The organism is Chitinophaga tropicalis, from assembly GCF_009758205.1.
GTDB classification, from domain to species: domain Bacteria; phylum Bacteroidota; class Bacteroidia; order Chitinophagales; family Chitinophagaceae; genus Chitinophaga; species Chitinophaga tropicalis.
Window position 1 is genome coordinate 838150 of record NZ_WRXN01000001.1, and the last position, 18278, is coordinate 856427.

The following is an 18278-nucleotide window of genomic DNA, read 5'->3' on the forward strand; positions in this document are numbered from 1 at the left end:
AAGCTGCCTTCACCTTTAGTAAAGGCAGCTTTTTGAGGTTTTCAGCTGGCCCCAGGCCAGCTGAAAACCTATCTGACAGGTAATAGTATCAGGAAAGTAGTTCCGCTGTCACCCGTATTGCTCACTTTCAGCTGTCCTCCGTGTGACTGTATGATCTGCTGTGAAAGACTCAACCCAATACCACTTCCTTTCTTCTTGGTAGTATAAAAAGGAATAAAGATCTTATCCATTGCTTCAGATTCAATACCCGGGCCGTTATCAGTGATCTCAATAAACACCTGGGCCGGACTTTGCAACGCAGCCTTTACATGAATAGCCGGTGTATGCGTTTGTTCCAGTGCATCCATTGCATTCTTGACCAGGTTTATAAGCACCATCTGCAGCTGTGCCACATCTGCATGCAGTTCTGTACTGGCAGCTTCTATCTGGTAGTGATAGTAAATACCCGCCTGCTTTAACTCCGGCTGCAGCAGATTGCTGACGCTTGTAAGTAAATCTTTCAGGCTCACATGGGTGAACTGGGGCTTGGGCAAAGTGGTATAATCCCGGTAAGCATTCACAAAGTTCATGATGCCCTTGCTCCTGCTTTTAATGGTTTCCAGCGCCTCATGCAGATCTGCAATGGCCTCCGGCTGATCTGTACCCGGAGAGATATCCTGTTCCACAATATCCTGCATAGTGCTGATCAGCGATACGATAGGCGTTACGGAGTTCATGATCTCATGACGGAGTATCTTGGTCAGGTTCTGCCATGCTTCCAGCTCTTTTTCCTGCAACTCTGCATGGATGTTCTGTATGGAGATCAGCTTCACCAGCCGTCCCTGCAGTCTTACCGTGGCGGCATGCATGGAAAGCTGCTGATCCAGCCTGGTACGGTAGAGTATCTTATTGCCTGAGCGTACCTGCAGCAGCAGCTCGGGCAGCCCCGGATGCGCGGACTTAAGCTCTGAGATATTCCTTAGCCTGTAAATGCCCAGGAGGCGGAAAGCCGCCGGGTTGATCAGCTCTATCCTGCCTTCAGCATCGAAAGACAGTACGCCTATGCTGATATGCTGAACGATGGTATCTATGTATTTCAGGTTGGCTTCCTTTTCAGCCCTTGTTTGCCGGAAGGCTTCCAGTACTTCGTTGAACTGGTGGTTCAGCGCCTGGAAGCTCTTGCCCAGCTTATTATCTGCGCTGAAGCGGATGGAGAAATCTTCATACCGGATAGATTCAAGGAAGAGGGTCAGTTTGCGGTTTACCCGGTTGATATAGTAATACATACCATATATCTGCATAGAGATAAGTATACAGATAGCCAGCCCGGGAACAGGGCCCAGGGTGCTCCACACCCATACACCGGCAATGGTGCTGAGTGTGAGCAGCAGGATACGCAGTAATATGTTGATGCTGAATTTATTCATGTCAACAGCGGCTAGATATTATACTTTTCCAGTCTCCTGTAAAGTGCCGCCCTGCTCAATCCCAGTTCTTTGGCCGCTTCGGTGATATTGCCGTTGCATTTCTTCATTGCCTGGGTGATGATGTTGCGTTCCATTTCTTCAAGATTATAACCTGTGTTGAAAGACTGGTCCTGTACTGGGTTCTTTACAAACACATCTTTGGGCAACAGGGTTTTACCCTGGGAGAGGATCACCGCCCTTTCCATGGCATGCTGTAATTCGCGGATATTGCCTGGCCAGTCATGCTGCTGCAGCTGTTGTACCAGCGATTCATGCAGGGAGCTGACAGGGCGTTTATATTTGGAGGCATATACATGCAGGAAATGTTCTGCCAGGGGAATGATATCTTCTTTCCTTTCGCGCAGGGGAGGCAGTTGTATCTCTATTGTGTTGATACGGTACAGCAGGTCCTGGCGGAACAGGTGTTGTGCTGCCAGTTGAACAATATCCCTGTTGGTGGCGCAGATAAGACGTACATCTACAGGAACGGCCTTGTTGCTACCTACTTTTGTAACGGCTCTGTTTTGCAGTACGGTGAGCAGCTTTGCCTGGAAGGGGAGGGAGATGTTCCCTATCTCGTCCAGGAAGATGGTGCCGTTGGCGGCTTCTTCAAAACGGCCGGAACGGTCTTCCCTGGCGTCTGTAAAAGCGCCTTTCACATGGCCGAACAGCTCACTTTCAAAGAGTGTTTCGCTGATGGCGCCCAGGTCTACACTTACAAAAGGTTTTTTGCCGCGTTGGGAAAGCTGGTGAATATGTCTTGCCAGCATATCTTTGCCGGTACCGTTCTCGCCCAGGATAAGGACATTGGCATCTGTAGAAGCTACTCTTTCTGCTGTATCCAGTACCTGCATCATGGAAGGGCTGCTGCCAATGATATTGATGCCGGACTGGGAGGTGGCAGGGGGAGGCGCAGGCTTGTCTTTCAACCCGGTTTTCTTGCTGTATGCCGCCTGCATGGTGGCCAGCAGCTTTTCATTTTCCCAGGGTTTCAGGACAAAGTCTGTAGCGCCGGCCTTAATGGCGCGGACAGCCATTTCCACATCGCCATAGGCGGTGAACATCACTACCGCAGCATCCGGGCGTACGTCCAGGATGCGGTCCAGCCATTCAAAGCCTTCCTTACCGCTGCTAAGATCGCGGGTAAAGTTCATGTCCAGCAGGATCACATCGTACTCAAAATTTGTGACGAGGTAGGGTATCTTCTGCGGATTGCGTTCAAAATCTACTTGTTCAAAGTGACGTTTTAACAACAGGCGGGCGGCGCGAAGCACATCCATATCGTCATCCACAATAAGAATCTTTCCTTGCAAGGGTGTGGTCATATCAACTACTTATATCTGATTATGTTGGTGGTGTATCAGTTTGAGCTTTTACCAGGTAGTCTGGCCCTGCGGGCCAAACTGAAACACGACCGATTATTGGTAATATACCCGCAAATGACGTTCCCGGCAGGGGATGGGGACTTATTGCCGGTGACGGATGCGGCCACTGGCAATATTATAAAAAGATTTCGGTTTTCTCAGTGCCTGTGGGGCGGTCTGGCGAAATTGTCCGGAAATGAACGTGCGGTGTACGTTACAGAACGTTGATTTGACGGGAGGATGGCTGCAAACCTGCTATGGTAAAGGGTTTTTAGCTTTGGCATGCCGGTTGTCTTACCTGTATGGCAAAGTTTTACAATCATTTATGGATAAGAAAATAGAAAAAAAGTTTTGGTCAAAGAAGCGTATCACCCTGGTGTGCGGAGGAGCGGTAGTAGCATTGCTGCTGCTGTATAACCTGATCTTTGCTGATCACCGCTCCAAGCTGAATGTGGAGAAAGATAAGATCACCATCTCTTCCGTTACAAAAGGCACCTTCGATCAGTATATAGCTGTTACTGCAGTTGTGTTACCCCTGAAAACCATCCGCCTGGACGCTATTGTAGGTGGATATGTAAGCCAGAAATACCTGGAAGGCGGTAGTATGGTAAAAAGAGGTGACAGTATCCTCCGGCTGGAGAACCAGAACCTGATGATGGATTTCGTGAACCATGAGACCGAGATATACAGGTTGATCAATGAGCTGCAGAATACCAGGCAGTCCCTCAAACAGAACCGCTTCACCATGCAGCAGACCGTAGCCAGCCTGGATTACCAGATAGAACAGGCAAAAGACCTGTATGACCGTACCAAACAGCTGGTAGATGAGAAAATAGTGTCAAGACAGGAATTCAACAAAAATAAGATAGAATACGAGCGGCTGGTAAAGCAACGGCAGATAGAGATAGAAAGCCAGCAGTTCCAGGAAGAGAATGCGAGGATACAGATAGAAAGGCTGGAATCTACCATCCAGCGTACGCAACGTAACCTTCAGATGATGAAAGACAATCTGAACAACCTGGTGTTAAAGGCCCCTATAGATGGTCAGCTTTCTTCTGTAGATGCAGAAGTAGGTGGAAGCATCACTGCAGGTCAGAACATAGGTCAGATAGATGACCTGAACGGGTTCAAAATGCGGGCGGAAGTGGATGAGCACTATGTTGCCCGTGTGTTTGCCGGCCTGAAGGCATCCTTTGAATTCAACGGTAAAACCTATCCCCTGGAAATCATCAAGGTATACCCGGAAATAAAGAATAGCCGGTTCAATGTAGATATGAAGTTTGAAAAAGAAACGCCGGAAGGCATACGCCGCGGACAATCTTCCCCTATCCGCCTGGAGCTGGGTAAGTCTTCCTCTGCTATACTGCTGCCGGTAGGAGGTTTCTTCTCAGATACCGGTGGTAACTGGGTGTATGTAGTAGATAAGAGTGGTAAACGTGCGGTAAAACGTAATATTTCCCTCGGACAAAAGAACCCGCAATATTTTGAAGTACTGGAAGGATTGCAGGAAGGAGAACAGGTTATCACCTCTTCCTATGAGAATTTCGGTGACAAAGAGGTTTTAGTATTTTAGTTACAGTTGTTTTAGTCCTGGCCGTGGCCTCTGCTTAACTGCAGGGGTTACGCCACGGATGGCCATATTAACACCATTTTTAGTTATTAAACCATAATCAATGATACGCACGGTTAATCTGCAAAAGATCTTTACTACAGAGGAAATAGAAACTTCGGCCCTGAATGGGATCAACATGGAAGTGAGGGAGGGTGAGTTTGTTGCTATCATGGGCCCTTCCGGTTGCGGAAAGTCTACCCTGCTGAATATACTGGGCCTGCTGGACAATCCCAGTGGAGGTGAATACCATTTCTGGGACCATGAAGTAGCCAGGATGAGCGAGCGCCAACGTGCGCAGCTGCGTAAGGGCTCTATCGGGTTTGTATTCCAGAGTTTTAACCTCATTGATGAACTGACCGTATTCGAGAATGTGGAATTACCGTTGCTGTACCTGAAAGTTCCCTCAAGTGAGCGTAAGCAGAAAGTAGAGGAAGTGCTGGAACGCATGAACATCATGCACCGCCGTAATCACTTCCCTCAGCAGCTGTCTGGTGGTCAGCAGCAGCGTGTGGCTATTGCCAGGGCCGTTGTTGCCAAGCCTAAAATGATCCTGGCGGATGAGCCTACAGGTAACCTGGACTCTACCAACGGTGAAGAGGTGATGAAATTGTTGCAGGAGCTGAATGAAGCCGGTACTACCATGATCATGGTAACTCACAGCCCTTATGATGCCGGCTTTGCCCATCGTGTTGTGAACCTGTTTGACGGTAAAGTAGTGACCGAGAATATCAAGGAACAATTTCATGTGTAAGATCATCGTCTAAAAAATTGTTATGATCAGCAATTACCTGCGCCTTGGCTGGCGGAATATTCTCCGGCAAAAACTTTATAGTGGTATAAATATTGGCGGCCTTGCACTGGGGCTTGCGGTAGGTATCTTACTGCTGATTTGGGTGCAGGATGAATTAAGCTATGACAAATTCCATAAGAACGGAGAGCAGATATACAGAGCCAGCGTAACCTTCACTTCCGGTAAGGACGTACAGACCTGGACCGGTCTTCCTGCCCCCCTGGGGGCTCATGCGGTGAAGGAAATACCCGGGGTGGAAAGTTTTGTCAGGATAAGAGGCAACTGGGGCAGTATTTCAAAGCTCACATATGGAGATAAGGATTTCTTCGATGTGAATTGTGCTTACACTGACGCCTCGTTCTTTACCTTTTTCAGCTTCCCGTTAATAAGAGGAAATGTACAGCATCCTTTCCCGGACAATGCTTCTGTGGTGCTGACCCGCAGTACGGCAAAGAAATATTTCGGCACTGATAATGCCATTGGTAAGGTGCTGAGGGTAAATGATAAAACAAACTATACCGTAACCGGCATAATTGAGGATTTCCCTGAACAATCCAGTATCAGGTTTGATTTCCTGCTACCTTATGGTATACTGGCGCAGGAATTTGGCAAGAATACTTACTGGGGATCGCTGGATGGCGACTGGGGAGATTTTTTCTTTGACACTTACCTGCGGCTTTCTCCTAATGCCTTGCCTGGAAAGGTAGCGGCACAGCTGGCCCGGTTAAGGCCGGATTCCAAGCCAGACCCCAGCATGCGTTATAATATACAGCCGCTAAAGGATATGCATCTGTACAATCCTGACCAGAGTGAAGGTAGTATTAAGATAGTCAGGATCTTCCTCATAATAGCAATAGTTATCCTGCTCATAGCCTGTGTAAATTATGTGAACCTTTCTACAGCCAGGGCCATACAGAGGGCGGGAGAGATAGGCGTTCGTAAAATGATCGGCGCCACCAGGGGGCAGCTGTTCATGCAGTTTCTCTGGGAATCTGTACTTGTGTTCTTATTATCTCTTGTACTGGCACTGATAATGATAGTCCTTGTTATTCCCTTCTATAGTAATCTTACTGACAAACATCTCTCTTTAACCCTCCATAACCTGCAGCTGATAGTGGCCATAGGCTTGTCTATGTTGCTTACGCTTGTTGTTGCGGGTATTTATCCTGCAGTATTACTATCGTCATTTAACCCTTTAAAAGCATTAAAAGGACGGCTGGCGCCGGGTTCCGGCAATATCTCATTCCGTAAGGCACTTGTAGTGGTACAGTTCCTCATAGCTACCGTATTGATAGTAAGTACGCTGGTAGTAGCGCAGCAGCTGAGTTATATCAGGCATAAAGAACTAGGATATAATAAGGAAAATGTATTCACGTTTGCTTCAGGAGGTATGGGAGAGCATATTGCCAGTGCGGTGGATGAATTATCTGCCGCAGCAGGCGTAGCCGGTGTATCTACCGCCAACCAGGACCTGATACATGTTGATAATAGCACGGGGGATACTGAATGGGACGGGAAAGAGAAGGACGCCTCCATGATATTCCGTAATATAGGAACAGATAAGGACTTCCTGAGCGTTATGAAGTTACAGCTGGTAGCAGGCCAAAACTTCTTTGGCAACTCTTCAGATTCTGCGCGTTATATCGTCAACGAAACTGCTGTCAGGATGATGGGAATGAAAGACCCTGTGGGTAAGCGGTTCAAGCTGTGGAGCCGGGAAGGTATTATTGCCGGTGTAGTGAAGGACTTTCACTATTCTTCATTGCATGAGAGGATTGGTCCGCTGGTATTTTATTACCAGCCTAACAGCTGGAAGATCTATGTACGTACTACGGGAAAGGATACCCCAAAGGCAATAGCTGTTGCTGAAAAATTATATAAACGTTACAATGAAGGATATCCTTTCAGCTATTCATTTGTAGACCAGGACCTGGATAAAATGTACCATACAGACCAGCGTACAGGCCGCCTGTTCAATTACTTTGCCGGTATAGCCATCTTTATCAGCTGCCTTGGATTGTTTGGCCTGGCCACATTTGCCACAGGGCAGCGTATAAAAGAAATAGGCGTCAGGAAGGTACTGGGCGCTTCCATCACCAATATTATAACATTACTTACTACAGACTTCATGAAAATTGTTTGTGTGGCCATCCTGGTGGCTATCCCCATAGCCTGGTATACGATGGACAAATGGCTGCAGGACTATGCCTACCGTATAGCCATCCAGTGGTGGGTATTCGGACTGGCGGGCGGCATAGCCGTTATGGTGGCATTATGTACCGTTAGTTTCCAGGCAGTAAAAGCCGCACTCATGAATCCTGTACGGTCACTTAAAACAGAATAGTATTATGATCCGGAACTATTTAAAGATTGCATGGAGGAATATCAGGAAGCAGAAGTTCTATGCTATCCTGAATATCCTGGGACTTACAATAGGTATGACCTGTTGCTTTCTGATCTTCATGTATGTAAGATTTGAACTGAGCTATGATACTTTCCATAAACAGGGAGATCATATATACAGGGTGGTGACTGACGTAAAAACGCCGACAGAGCTGATAGAGAGTGGTATTACCTCTATGCCTATGGGGCCGAATATCAACGCTGATTTTCCGGAAGTGAAAGCTTGCGTAAGAATATTGCAGGATGATATGCTGGTGTTGGCGGGAGAGAATAAATACCATGAATCTAAAGTGCTGGTAGCGGATTCCGGCTTTTTCAGCATGTTCTCTTTCCCCTTGATAAGGGGAGATATCAAGAGGGTGCTGGCGGAGCCTTTTTCCCTGGTATTGTCTGAAAGCAAGGCAAAGAAATATTTTGGGAATGCAGACCCTATTGGTAAAACCTTAGAGGTGGAAGGAAAGAAATATACGATGAAAGTAACCGGTATTATGAAAGATATACCGGAAAATTCCCATCTGCCTTTTGATATGGTGGTATCAATGACCACTGCTTCCAAGGGGCTTGGAGTAGACCTGGAAAACAGCTGGGGTAATTTTGGCGCTATGACCTACCTGTTGCTTGAGCCGGGAGCAGATGCAACGAAACTGGAGAGGAAACTGCCTGACTTCATGGAAAGGCATGTGGGTAAAATGATGAAGACCAGCAACATGTACTACACGCTGCACCTGGAGCGCCTGAAGGATGTTTATATGACATCCAAAAAGACGGCGCCGGTGAAAGGTAGTGTAACCAACGTTTATATCTTTTCATTCATTGCCCTTTTTATTATGCTGATTGCGGTGATCAACTTTGTGAACCTGGCTACGGCAAGAGCTACGGAAAGGGCGCGCGAGGTAGGAGTAAGGAAAGCTGTGGGCGCTTATGAAGGCCAGCTGACCCTGCAATTTCTCTGTGAAACACTGGTGTTGGCTTTGGTAGCCTTTGTACTGTCTCTCGTATTGTGCCAGTTGTTGTTGCCCGCGTTCAATATGCTGTCCGGAAAGGAGATCGCCCGTTACATATTTGCGAATGCTGCGGTAATATGGTTCTTCCTGATAGCTGTTGCGACAGGGCTGCTGGCAGGCATTTATCCGGCAGTGGTGCTGTCTTCCTACAAGCCTGTAGTTGTACTGAAAGGCGCTTTCAGCAGCAGTACCAAAGGGCTGTTCCTGCGGCAGGGGCTTGTTATTCTGCAGTTTGCCATCACAATAATACTGATTGCAGGGGTACTGATCGTTTATCATCAGCTTACCTATATGCAGGAAAAGGACCTGGGATTTAAGAAAGAACAACAGCTGGTAATAGAGTTAAGAGGAATTGAGAAGAAGGAAGATAAATGGGTGAATATAAAGCAGGAGATCCTGCAAATGCCGGGAGTGACCGGGGTAACTCTCAGCTCTTCTATTCCCAGCAGGGAGCATAGCTCTGCCTATAGCAAAATGGAGATGAAGAGCGGGGAGATGCAGGCAAGTAATATTGACGTTTATTTCGTGGATTTCGACTTTATAAAGCAGTACGGTATAAAGGTGATAGCGGGACGTGACATTTCAGGTCAGATGGGTACTGACAGTACCAGGGCCATGCTGGTGAATGAAGCTACAGTTAAATCATTAGGATATTCGAAACCGGAGGATATTGTTGGCAAACGTTTCTCGCAATGGGGGCGTGATGGAAAAGTAGTAGGCGTAGTGAAGAATTTCAACTATCATTCTCTGCGGGATGATATTCACCCTCTCACCATCCGTTTTGAACCGGGCAGCTTTGAGCTTGTCACCATTGGCGTACGTCCGGAGCAGGCGAAGAAGGTGGTGGCCGGTGTTGAAAGCCTGTATAACCGTTATGCACCTGACGGACGGTTTGAATATTTCTTTGTAGACGACGCCTTTAACCGTCAGTACGGGAATGAAGAACGTTTTGGCCGCCTGGTACTGACAGCCACCCTGCTGGCTATCTCGCTGGCTGTGCTCGGGTTGCTGGGGCTGATCTCCTACATAGTGATACAACGTACAAAGGAGATAGGTATCAGGAAAGTGCTGGGTGCTTCTGTAGGAAGTATACTTTTCCTCCTTTCAAAAGACTTTTTAAAACTGGTGCTTATTGCACTGCTTATAGCTATGCCATTGTCCTGGTACCTTATGTACCAATGGCTGCAGGAGTTTGCATACCGTATCAATATACACTGGTCTGTATTCCTGCTGGCGGGCGCATTGGCACTGATCATCGCATTCCTGGCAATGAGCCTGCAAACAGTAAGGGCAGCGCTCAGCAACCCGGTAAGATCATTAAGAACGGAATAGGTCTTTAAAGTTCGTTACGTTAAAATGACAAGTAAAAAATGAAGTGGGCGGGTGTCTACCGGCCCTTACCTTTTTAACAGCCTTCAAAAGGAGCTTATGTTTACCAGTTACATTAAGATAGCATTACGGAACCTCAGGAGGAACCGGACCTTCTCCCTGATCAATATTGCAGGACTGGCTATAGGAATGGCTGTCAGCTTCCTGCTTATACTTTATGTGTTGTTCCAGTTCAGCTTTGACAGTTTCCATAAGAACAACAGGTCGGTTTTTGCTGTAAAAACCGGTGGCGAAGGTGGGCCTAATCTACCTATTCCACTGGCGCCTTATTTAAAGAGAACAATACCGGAGATCCGTTATGCGGTACGTACTTCTTACCCTGCACCCCATTTGCTGCAGGCAGGAGAAAAGTCTGTGAAGCTGAATGGTATGTATACAGATCCTCAGTTCCAGCAGCTGTTCACATTCCCGGTTATTAAAGGTTCTGAGCAGGCGCTGGGCGATGTGAACGTCATTGTATTGACAGAAAGTACGGCCCGTACGCTATTTGGAAAGACGGACGTGGTGGGGCAGATGGTGAAGCTTGACACAAAGCAGTCCCTTATGGTGGCTGCCGTGGTAAAAGACCCGCCGGGCAATTCAACTATAACATTTTCATATTTGTTAAGCTGGAGGTTATTCGAGAAAAATGAATTGTGGGTACAGGAAAATTCCTGGGGAAACTTTGGCGTAAATACATACGTCCAGCTGGAACAGGCAGCAAATGCTGCAGCAGTAGAACGTAAAATAAGAGATGTATTGCATGAACAGCAGGCATCCATACCTGCCAGTACTTACCTCATGCTGCATCCTATGTCTGAATGGAAGCTGTATGACAAAATAAAAGATGGAAAAGTAACAGGGGGTAAGATCGACACTGTACGTTTATTTGGATTATTAGGGCTGGGCATACTGCTGATTGCATGTGTAAACTTTATGAACCTGAGCACTGCCCAAAGTGAACAGCGGGCAAGGGAAGTTGGGGTCAGGAAAGCGATAGGCGCTAACAGGACAATGCTGATAGGGCAGTTCATGGGAGAGTCCCTGCTGCTGGTAGGTGTATCTCTGTTGCTGGCCCTGATACTGATGTGGGCCCTGTTGCCCTGGTTCAATACCCTGACGGGCAGCAGCCTGACCTTATTGCAGGCGCCTGTTGCGTTCTGGATAGCAGTAGTAGGATTGGGACTGCTGACCGGGATCATTTCCGGCAGTTATCCGGCTTTCTTCCTGTCCTCTTTCAGACCGGTAGCGGTGCTGAAGGGCAGTATTATCCAGGTAGGAAGCACTTTCCGGCCGCGGCAGGCGTTGGTGGTATTCCAGTTTACCCTGGCAGTTGCATTGATGATAGTTACTGTGGTGATATACCGGCAGATCCGTTTTATACAACAGCAGCCTGTTGGATATAACGTAAAAGGACTGGTAGATGTACAGTTGGAAGGAAAGGTCTACGATGAATATAGTGCTTTCAGGGAAGAGGCTATTGCCAGCGGCGCCGTTACCAACGGTACCATTGTCATGAATTCTATTTCCACTCCGTCAGGCAGTGTCTGGGGACTAAGCTGGCCCGGACAGCGGGAAGGAGAGAAGGAAATTAACTTCGGGATACTGACGGGCACAGAACATTTTGCCTCTACCTTCGGGCTTACGGTTAAAGAGGGGAGGGATTTCCTTTCACCGGCAGATTCTTTCTCCATCATGATAAATGAAGCGGCCCTGAAAGTAATGCGGCTGAAGGAACCGGTTACAGGTCAGCAGATAGTATTGAACGGACAGACCAGGACCATTACCGGAGTGGTAAAGAACTTTGTCTGGGAGATGTCTTACATGCCGGCCGGCCCCATGGTGTTTCCCTATAATCCTTCCTGGAGAGGGGTGATCACGTTCAGGATGAACCCGGACCTGTCTGTAAGTGAATGTATGGCCAGGCTGGAAAAGGTGTATCATTCTTTCAATGCTGATTATCCTTTCGGGTATTCATTTGTAGATGAATCTTATCAGCAGAAATATGCGTATGAGAAACTGCTGGGAAGCCTGGTGAAAATATTTGCTACGCTGGCTATTGTGATCAGCTGCCTGGGGTTACTGGGCCTATCTGTATTTGCTACTGCCAGGAGGAAAAAGGAGGTGGGTATCAGAAAAGTGATGGGAGCGGGCGTAACGCAGGTTACCGTGTTATTGTCCGGCGAATTCCTGAAGCCGGTATTTATAGCTATTATAGTAGCTACCCCTGTAGCCTGTTATATTATGCACCGCTGGTTACAGCACTATACCTACCGTATTTCAATAGAATGGTGGATGTGTGCAGGTGTGGCCCTGCTGGCCATACTGATAGCGTTGCTTACCGTAAGTGTGCAGTCTGTCAGAGCTGCACTGATGAATCCTGTGAAAGCGCTCAGAACAGAATAGGCGTATTAAATTTATTTTAGATTACCGGAAAAAAGAATCACGAATGATACAGTTAAAGCACGTTTCGAAACATTATCCTGTTGGATTTGGAAAGCATGAAATTCTGAATGACATTGACCTTACTATTTTTGAAGGGGAATTTGTTTCAATAATGGGACCTTCCGGTTCCGGTAAATCCACATTATTGCATATATTAGGGTTGTTGGAAGAGCCTTCCCGGGGAGAATACCTGTTTGAAGGAGAATCTGTGCACAAAATGAATGAGAAAAAGCGGACCCAGTTGCACAGAGGAGCCATTGGTTTTGTGTTCCAGGCTTATCACCTCATAGATGAGCTGACAGTATATGAGAATATTGAGACACCACTTTTATACAAGAACGTACCTGCATCAGAGCGAAAGAGCCGGGTAGCGGATGTACTGGACAGGTTTAATATTGTGGCAAAGAAGGACCTGTTCCCTAACCAGTTATCGGGTGGACAGCAACAGCTGGTAGGCATTGCCAGGGCTATTGTAGCAGAGCCCAGGGTGATACTGGCGGATGAACCAACCGGAAACCTGCATTCAGACCAGGCAAAGGAGATCATGGAATTATTCAAGCTGCTGAATGAGAAAGATAAGATCACCATCATACAGGTGACGCATTCCGATGTAAATGCAGCTTACGGTCACAGGATCATACAGATCCGTGACGGTAAGATCGCATAATTCAGGCTGTTGTTTCCCGGTTGAGCAACGTCTTGTCCGTTATGCAGGAGCCAGAGGCCTGCTTCGTTCCGGATAACTTTACCGGGAATTGTTTGTCCGGAATAAAGTTTTATGCTCTTGATAAAGAAAAGATTTATGTTATCATCACAATTATTATATTTTTGGAACGTCATGAAATTATCCAAAATCCCGGGATGCCTCCTGGCGCTCATCTTCCTGTTTGCGAACCCTGTGGCGGTAAACGCCCAGGATACCTGGACACTCCAGCGTGCCGTAGATTACGCTCTGGCAAATAATATAACCATCAGGCAGCAGGAAGTGCAGAAAAGGCTGGCAGAACTTACCCTCAAACAAAGCCAACTGGCACAGGTCCCTACCGTTAATCTTGGTTTTGATGGCGGTTTGGGTTCCGGCCGTAACATTGACCCCATTTCCAACGCCTTCGTTACCCAGAGTTATTTCAATTTTGGTGCAGGTGCATCAATAGGTGCTACTCTTTTCAACTGGTTCTACCAGAGAAATACCATCTCTGCCAATAAGTACCAGTCCAATGCGCAAAGTTTCCTGCTGGATAAGGCAAGAAATGATGTGGCATTCAACATTGCCAGCGCCTTCCTGCAGATACTGCTTAATAATGAGCAGGTGCATATCAGCGAAGTGCAGGTAAAACTGACGTTGTCTCAGCTGGAGAATACAAAGAAACTGGTGATAGCTGGTTCTGTGCCGGAAAGCAACCAGGCAGATCTTGAGTCTAAACTGGCGAGCGACAGTGTGCAGCTGGTAAATGCCCAGAACCAGGTAATACTCTCCACCTTACAGATAAAAGCATTGCTGAACCTGGGATTTGATGTGCCTTTTGTACCACAGATCCCTGAGAATATAGCTTCTATACCGTTACCAAGATTATCTGAAGTTGATCCTGAAATGGTGTACAGTGCAGCGTTGAATTCAAATCCGCTGATGAAGGCAGACGAGCAACTTATCAAGTATTCAGAGCGTTCCTATGCGGCGGCAAAAGCCCAGCTGTATCCCAGACTGACCCTTTCCGGTAATGCCAACAGCAGCTACGCTACCACTTCCAAGAATACCTTTTATACAGGGGTCCGGACGGATACGCTGAATACACCATTTGGCGTTGCAGATGTAGATGCTAACACCAAGTATACTGTACGCCAGGTGATTGTATCAGGTACAGGTGCATATACTAAAACCGTTCCCTTCTTTGATCAGCTTAATAATAACTTCCGTCAGTCTGTAGGTCTTTCCCTGAACATTCCCATCCTGAATGGCTGGCAGGCCCGTACCAATATGCAGAAAGCAAAAGTGAACATCCTCAATCAGCAGCTGACCAAAGAGCAGGATAACCAGAAGCTGAGACAGGATATTTACACGGCCCATGCTAATGCAGTAGCTGCTATTCAGAAATTCTCAGCATCCTCTAAAGGAGTGGAAGCTTCCCAGCGTGCTTATGATTTTGCTACCAAAAGGTTTGACCTGGGATTAATGAATACTATTGACTATATTACTACCCAAAGCAACCTGTTTAAGGCGCAGATCGATAAGGTTTCCGCTCAGTACGATTATATTTTTAAAATGAAACTACTGGAGTTTTACAGAGATCAGAAGATCACCCTGTAGTCTCCCTTCCTTTTGAAATAAGCCGGTTTATGAAGAAAAAGACACTTTTCTGGATTATTGGTAGCATTGTTTTACTTGTCATTATCATCGCCCTCTCAAGAGCAGGAAAAGATGATAGCATTAAAGTTGCGGTAGATAAAGTCGAGGAGAAGAACATCATTGAGGTAGTATCCGCCAGCGGCAAGATATACCCCGAAACAGAAGTAAAGGTTAGTTCTGACGTATCCGGTGAGATAGTGGAACTGCCTGTATTGGAAGGAGATTCTGTAAAAAAAGGACAGGTACTGACAAGGATCTATGCTGACGTTTATGGCTCCGTAAGGGATAAAGCCACAGCCTCTCTCAGCCAGGCGCAGGCACAACTGGCCAACACTGCCGCTTCGCTGAACGCATTCAAGGCAAAACTGGAACAGAATAAAGCAGCCTATGACCGTAACAAAGAACTCTATGCCCAGAAAGTGGTGTCCAGGAGTGAATTTGAAACGGCAGAAGGCAGTTACAGGGCAGCCCTGGCAGATTATAACGCTGCCCAGGAGCAGGTGAACAGCTACAGATTTGCCGTGCAGAGCGCTGCCGCAGGTCTGACCGAAGCTAACACCAACCTGAAAAGAACTACTATCGTTGCACCTATGGACGGCATCGTTTCCCTGCTGCCGGTAAAGAAAGGTGAACGTGTGGTTGGTACCGGTCAGATGAGCGGTACAGAGATCATGCGCATAGCTGATCTGAACATAATGGAAGTACAGGTGGATGTGGGAGAGAACGATATTCCCAGGGTAAAATACAATGATACCGCTATCGTAGAAGTTGATGCTTACAACAACCGTAAATTCAAAGGTATTGTAACGCAGATAGCCAGTTCCAGCAAAGGCGCCGCCACAACAACATCTACCACCTCTTCTTCAGCAGAGCAGGTAACAAGTTATATTGTACATATCAGGATATTACCTGAAAGCTATAAAGACCTGATAGATCCCGTTAACCTGAAGAATTTTCCTTTCCGTCCGGGTATGAGTGCCAGTGTGGATATACAGACCCGTCGTAAGAACAATGTTCTGGCAGTGCCTATCAATGCAGTAACGACCAGGGATGTTGTTGATTCTACCAAAGCGGCAAGTGGTAAAAAAGATGAAGCAGATGCCAAAGAAGCTTCCCGTACATCTAAAGAAGTGGTGTTTGTGCTGAATAAAGATAATACGGTAAAACAGGTGGAAGTAACCACCGGTTTGCAGGATGAGAGTAATATCGAGATACTTTCCGGTCTGAAACCGGGAGAGCAGATAATCAGTGCTCCTTATTCTGCAGTATCAAAACAATTGGAAAACAACAAGAAAGTAAAGGTGGTTGCCAAGAAAGAACTGTTTGAAGGCACCGCTAAATAATATTTAAGCATCTGTTTTTAAAGGCGCTTTTGTCATTGACAAAAGCGCTTTTTTGTTGGCTTAAGGCTCTGTCCTAAAAAACTTAACATTGCCCAGTGTTAATTTAAGATTAAATTTATGTTACCACATTAAACCAATTTAGAATAAGTTATGTCAAGTACGAAAGCCACTAAGCCAGCCAAGCCGGACAATAAAGAAGCCCGCCATACCATTGAAAAGAAACTGGACCTTCTCCTGGTTGATCTGAAAAAGGAACTTGGGGATACTAAATTTAAGAACAGGATCAGAAAAGCTGCTAAACTGCTTAGCAAAGGGCTGGACAAAAAGAAGAAGTCAGTTGTGAAGAAGAAGGCAACAAAGAAAGCCAAGCCAGCCGCAGCTGAAAAGACCGCTTCCGTAACAGAGTAAGCTTTTTTCATAGTAATAATCACGGCCCATATATAACAGTACACTTGTTATATATGGGCCGTGTGTATTTGGTGAAAAAGAACAGCCTGTGCTGAATTTGAACCTTATTTCGCGCCTTTTTTTGTTTTTTTCTTCCCGGATTGTTCTTGTTTTGCTTTTGCTTGCTCCTTCTTCCTGGCTATCAGATCTTTTAGATCAATAGACGGAAACAGAATTCTGCCTAAGGGAAAATGTCCTGTTATGCCAGCCAGAAAGGTCCTCATATAACTAATGGTCATAACAACACCTGAGTTTACTACAAGTGTTTCCATTTCTTCTTTGCTGTCAAGGATCTGGTTTTCAGTAATTGAAAACATACCCATGCATTCCACTTTGAGAGAATACCCAGGCAAAGGCTCCGAAACTCCCCGGTTAACATCACATTTTACAAAGATCTGTATTAATGCAGGATCGCTTGTTTTAATTGCAAAGTCTAAGTCGTAATTGTATTCTTTAAATAATTCAGGAATAGATATTTCTTTTTCAGGATGATTGAAATCGTAATGAAAATCCAATACGACAAATTCTTTCAATTCAAGCGGGGATGGCTTTACTTTCATCTTGATATTCTTCATTATTTATTGGACACAGAATAGCTGACTTGTTGTATATTTCAGCAGAGATTGCCGGAGTATTTTTTAATACCATCCTTACACGCTCAGAGCGGGCTTTTTTCATAGTATTAAGTAATTCATCTTCCTTGAATTCTTCCAGGATACTTTCATTCGTAGAGACCGAAATCTGAAAATCGAAATTCATAGCTTTACTCATCCTGACTAATATTTCCAGATTGGGAATTTTGTCGCCACGGAAGAGTTGAGTTATGTAGCTTGGGGAAGTATTGATCCGTTTAGCTAATTCTTTTCGGGATATTTTCCTGATATCCTGGCATTTTTCAACTATAGACAGAAATTTGAAAGCAAGCATTTGCGTGTCAAGCTCTATCTTTTCTTTATGGGTAGCTGGAGTTAAGATCTCTTCCCATGGATTATTCTTCCGGGCGCTCTTTGATTTCGTAGTCATAGTTGGAAACTTTTTTTATGAGAGTCTTTTCTGTATTCCCGTTCTTTTGAGATTTCTTTTTCTTCAACAACTCACTAACTATAATATAATATGTACCCAAAGGTCCTTTTTGCTCTTTGCAATACAGTCTGATGTTTTGACCCTTTTTGAACATCTTCATGGCTGTAACATCCTTACATCCGGAATCAATATCTTCTTTGTCATACAGCTCTGTATTCCGAATGCCCTCTATTAATAGATTAACTATTTGCCGAAACTTTTTTATACGAGCAGGATCTTCTTTAAGAAACCTCAAAATCTCTTTTTCATTTTCGGCATCTATGCACACTTGCCTCCGGCTTGTGTCAGATCTTTCTATTTATATATGCAATTCTCTTAACCACTAAATTAAGCTATAGGTTAATTAATGTCAATTTTATTTTTGGTTGGAATATCTGGAATGGTCATCTTTAATTGAAAAAGTATAGAGAAGAGAGTGTATTTCTCTGTGATGATTGACCCAAAAGAAGTGATATTTAATTTATTGCAATATTTAGGCGTGTTGCTTTTGAAGTTATATATAAATATTTTAAGGATTATATGAAAGCAACTCTTTTGGACTACGTGAATGATAGTACGCATAACTATCCGGAGTACTGACTTAACGGTATGATAACATTAGCAAGTAAAATTCCTTACTTTGCGGAAAAA

Annotated in this window: 14 protein-coding genes; 9 read left to right on the plus strand and 5 right to left on the minus strand. The window is 45.6% G+C overall.

Annotated elements, in window-relative coordinates:
- Positions 1-68 precede the first annotated feature (68 nt).
- Together GO493_RS03570 and GO493_RS03575 are read right to left on the minus strand one after the other, a co-directional pair.
- Positions 69-1406, minus strand: a complete 1338-nt coding sequence (locus tag GO493_RS03570; protein WP_157304724.1) for a sensor histidine kinase — start codon at positions 1404-1406, stop codon at positions 69-71.
- 11 nt (positions 1407-1417) lie between these two features.
- Positions 1418-2770, minus strand: a complete 1353-nt coding sequence (locus tag GO493_RS03575; RefSeq protein WP_157304725.1) for a sigma-54-dependent transcriptional regulator — start codon at positions 2768-2770, stop codon at positions 1418-1420.
- 364 nt (positions 2771-3134) lie between these two features.
- Here GO493_RS03575 and GO493_RS03580 point away from each other — a divergent pair, with 364 nt between their 5' ends.
- The 9 genes from GO493_RS03580 (at position 3135) to GO493_RS03620 (ending at position 16526) form a co-directional block, all read left to right on the plus strand.
- Positions 3135-4382 (plus strand): efflux RND transporter periplasmic adaptor subunit, encoded by a 1248-nt coding sequence (locus GO493_RS03580; protein ID WP_157304726.1) that lies wholly within the window; start codon positions 3135-3137, stop codon positions 4380-4382.
- 100 nt (positions 4383-4482) lie between these two features.
- Positions 4483-5172, plus strand: coding sequence for an ABC transporter ATP-binding protein (locus tag GO493_RS03585; protein WP_157304727.1), 690 nt, complete (start codon positions 4483-4485; stop codon positions 5170-5172).
- A 22-nt stretch (positions 5173-5194) separates the two neighbouring features.
- On the plus strand, positions 5195-7555 hold the full coding sequence (locus tag GO493_RS03590) for an ABC transporter permease (RefSeq protein WP_157304728.1): 2361 nt from the start codon (positions 5195-5197) through the stop codon (positions 7553-7555).
- A gap of 4 nt (positions 7556-7559) precedes the next feature.
- Positions 7560-9950: an ABC transporter permease gene (locus GO493_RS03595; RefSeq protein ID WP_157304729.1), complete on the plus strand. Its 2391-nt coding sequence runs from the start codon at positions 7560-7562 to the stop codon at positions 9948-9950.
- 96 nt (positions 9951-10046) lie between these two features.
- On the plus strand, positions 10047-12392 hold the full coding sequence (locus GO493_RS03600) for an ABC transporter permease (RefSeq protein ID WP_157304730.1): 2346 nt from the start codon (positions 10047-10049) through the stop codon (positions 12390-12392).
- 43 nt (positions 12393-12435) lie between these two features.
- Positions 12436-13098 carry an ABC transporter ATP-binding protein gene (locus GO493_RS03605; RefSeq protein WP_157304731.1) on the plus strand — a complete coding sequence of 221 codons (663 nt, stop codon included), beginning with the start codon at positions 12436-12438 and terminating at the stop codon, positions 13096-13098.
- Between the two features lie 171 nt (positions 13099-13269).
- Positions 13270-14736: a TolC family protein gene (locus GO493_RS03610; RefSeq protein WP_198315467.1), complete on the plus strand. Its 1467-nt coding sequence runs from the start codon at positions 13270-13272 to the stop codon at positions 14734-14736.
- Positions 14737-14765: 29 nt separating this feature from the next.
- Complete coding sequence (locus GO493_RS03615; RefSeq protein ID WP_157304733.1) at positions 14766-16118, plus strand: efflux RND transporter periplasmic adaptor subunit; 1353 nt, start codon at positions 14766-14768, stop codon at positions 16116-16118.
- A 150-nt stretch (positions 16119-16268) separates the two neighbouring features.
- Positions 16269-16526 (plus strand): hypothetical protein, encoded by a 258-nt coding sequence (locus GO493_RS03620; protein WP_157304734.1) that lies wholly within the window; start codon positions 16269-16271, stop codon positions 16524-16526.
- A gap of 104 nt (positions 16527-16630) precedes the next feature.
- Here GO493_RS03620 and GO493_RS03625 read toward each other — a convergent pair whose 3' ends face one another.
- The 3 genes from GO493_RS03625 to GO493_RS03635 are packed head-to-tail and all read right to left on the minus strand — an operon-like array spanning position 16631 to position 17916.
- Positions 16631-17140, minus strand: coding sequence for a hypothetical protein (locus GO493_RS03625; protein ID WP_157304735.1), 510 nt, complete (start codon positions 17138-17140; stop codon positions 16631-16633).
- Positions 17100-17588, minus strand: a complete 489-nt coding sequence (locus GO493_RS03630; RefSeq protein WP_157304736.1) for a helix-turn-helix domain-containing protein — start codon at positions 17586-17588, stop codon at positions 17100-17102. Before GO493_RS03630 ends, GO493_RS03625 begins: the two co-directional genes overlap by 41 nt.
- Entirely contained in the window at positions 17554-17916 is a 363-nt protein-coding gene (locus GO493_RS03635; protein WP_157304737.1) for a hypothetical protein, read from the minus strand. The genes GO493_RS03630 and GO493_RS03635 overlap by 35 nt, the downstream gene beginning before the upstream one ends.
- Positions 17917-18278 lie beyond the last annotated feature (362 nt).

Coding starts and splice junctions, on each gene's coding strand:
- GO493_RS03570 (WP_157304724.1), bottom strand. CDS start 1,406: ATGAATAAATTCAGCATCAACATATTACTGCGTATCCTGCTGCTCACA.
- GO493_RS03575 (WP_157304725.1), bottom strand. CDS start 2,770: ATGACCACACCCTTGCAAGGAAAGATTCTTATTGTGGATGACGATATG.
- GO493_RS03580 (WP_157304726.1), top strand. CDS start 3,135: ATGGATAAGAAAATAGAAAAAAAGTTTTGGTCAAAGAAGCGTATCACC.
- GO493_RS03585 (WP_157304727.1), top strand. CDS start 4,483: ATGATACGCACGGTTAATCTGCAAAAGATCTTTACTACAGAGGAAATA.
- GO493_RS03590 (WP_157304728.1), top strand. CDS start 5,195: ATGATCAGCAATTACCTGCGCCTTGGCTGGCGGAATATTCTCCGGCAA.
- GO493_RS03595 (WP_157304729.1), top strand. CDS start 7,560: ATGATCCGGAACTATTTAAAGATTGCATGGAGGAATATCAGGAAGCAG.
- GO493_RS03600 (WP_157304730.1), top strand. CDS start 10,047: ATGTTTACCAGTTACATTAAGATAGCATTACGGAACCTCAGGAGGAAC.
- GO493_RS03605 (WP_157304731.1), top strand. CDS start 12,436: ATGATACAGTTAAAGCACGTTTCGAAACATTATCCTGTTGGATTTGGA.
- GO493_RS03610 (WP_198315467.1), top strand. CDS start 13,270: ATGAAATTATCCAAAATCCCGGGATGCCTCCTGGCGCTCATCTTCCTG.
- GO493_RS03615 (WP_157304733.1), top strand. CDS start 14,766: ATGAAGAAAAAGACACTTTTCTGGATTATTGGTAGCATTGTTTTACTT.
- GO493_RS03620 (WP_157304734.1), top strand. CDS start 16,269: ATGTCAAGTACGAAAGCCACTAAGCCAGCCAAGCCGGACAATAAAGAA.
- GO493_RS03625 (WP_157304735.1), bottom strand. CDS start 17,140: ATGAAGAATATCAAGATGAAAGTAAAGCCATCCCCGCTTGAATTGAAA.
- GO493_RS03630 (WP_157304736.1), bottom strand. CDS start 17,588: ATGACTACGAAATCAAAGAGCGCCCGGAAGAATAATCCATGGGAAGAG.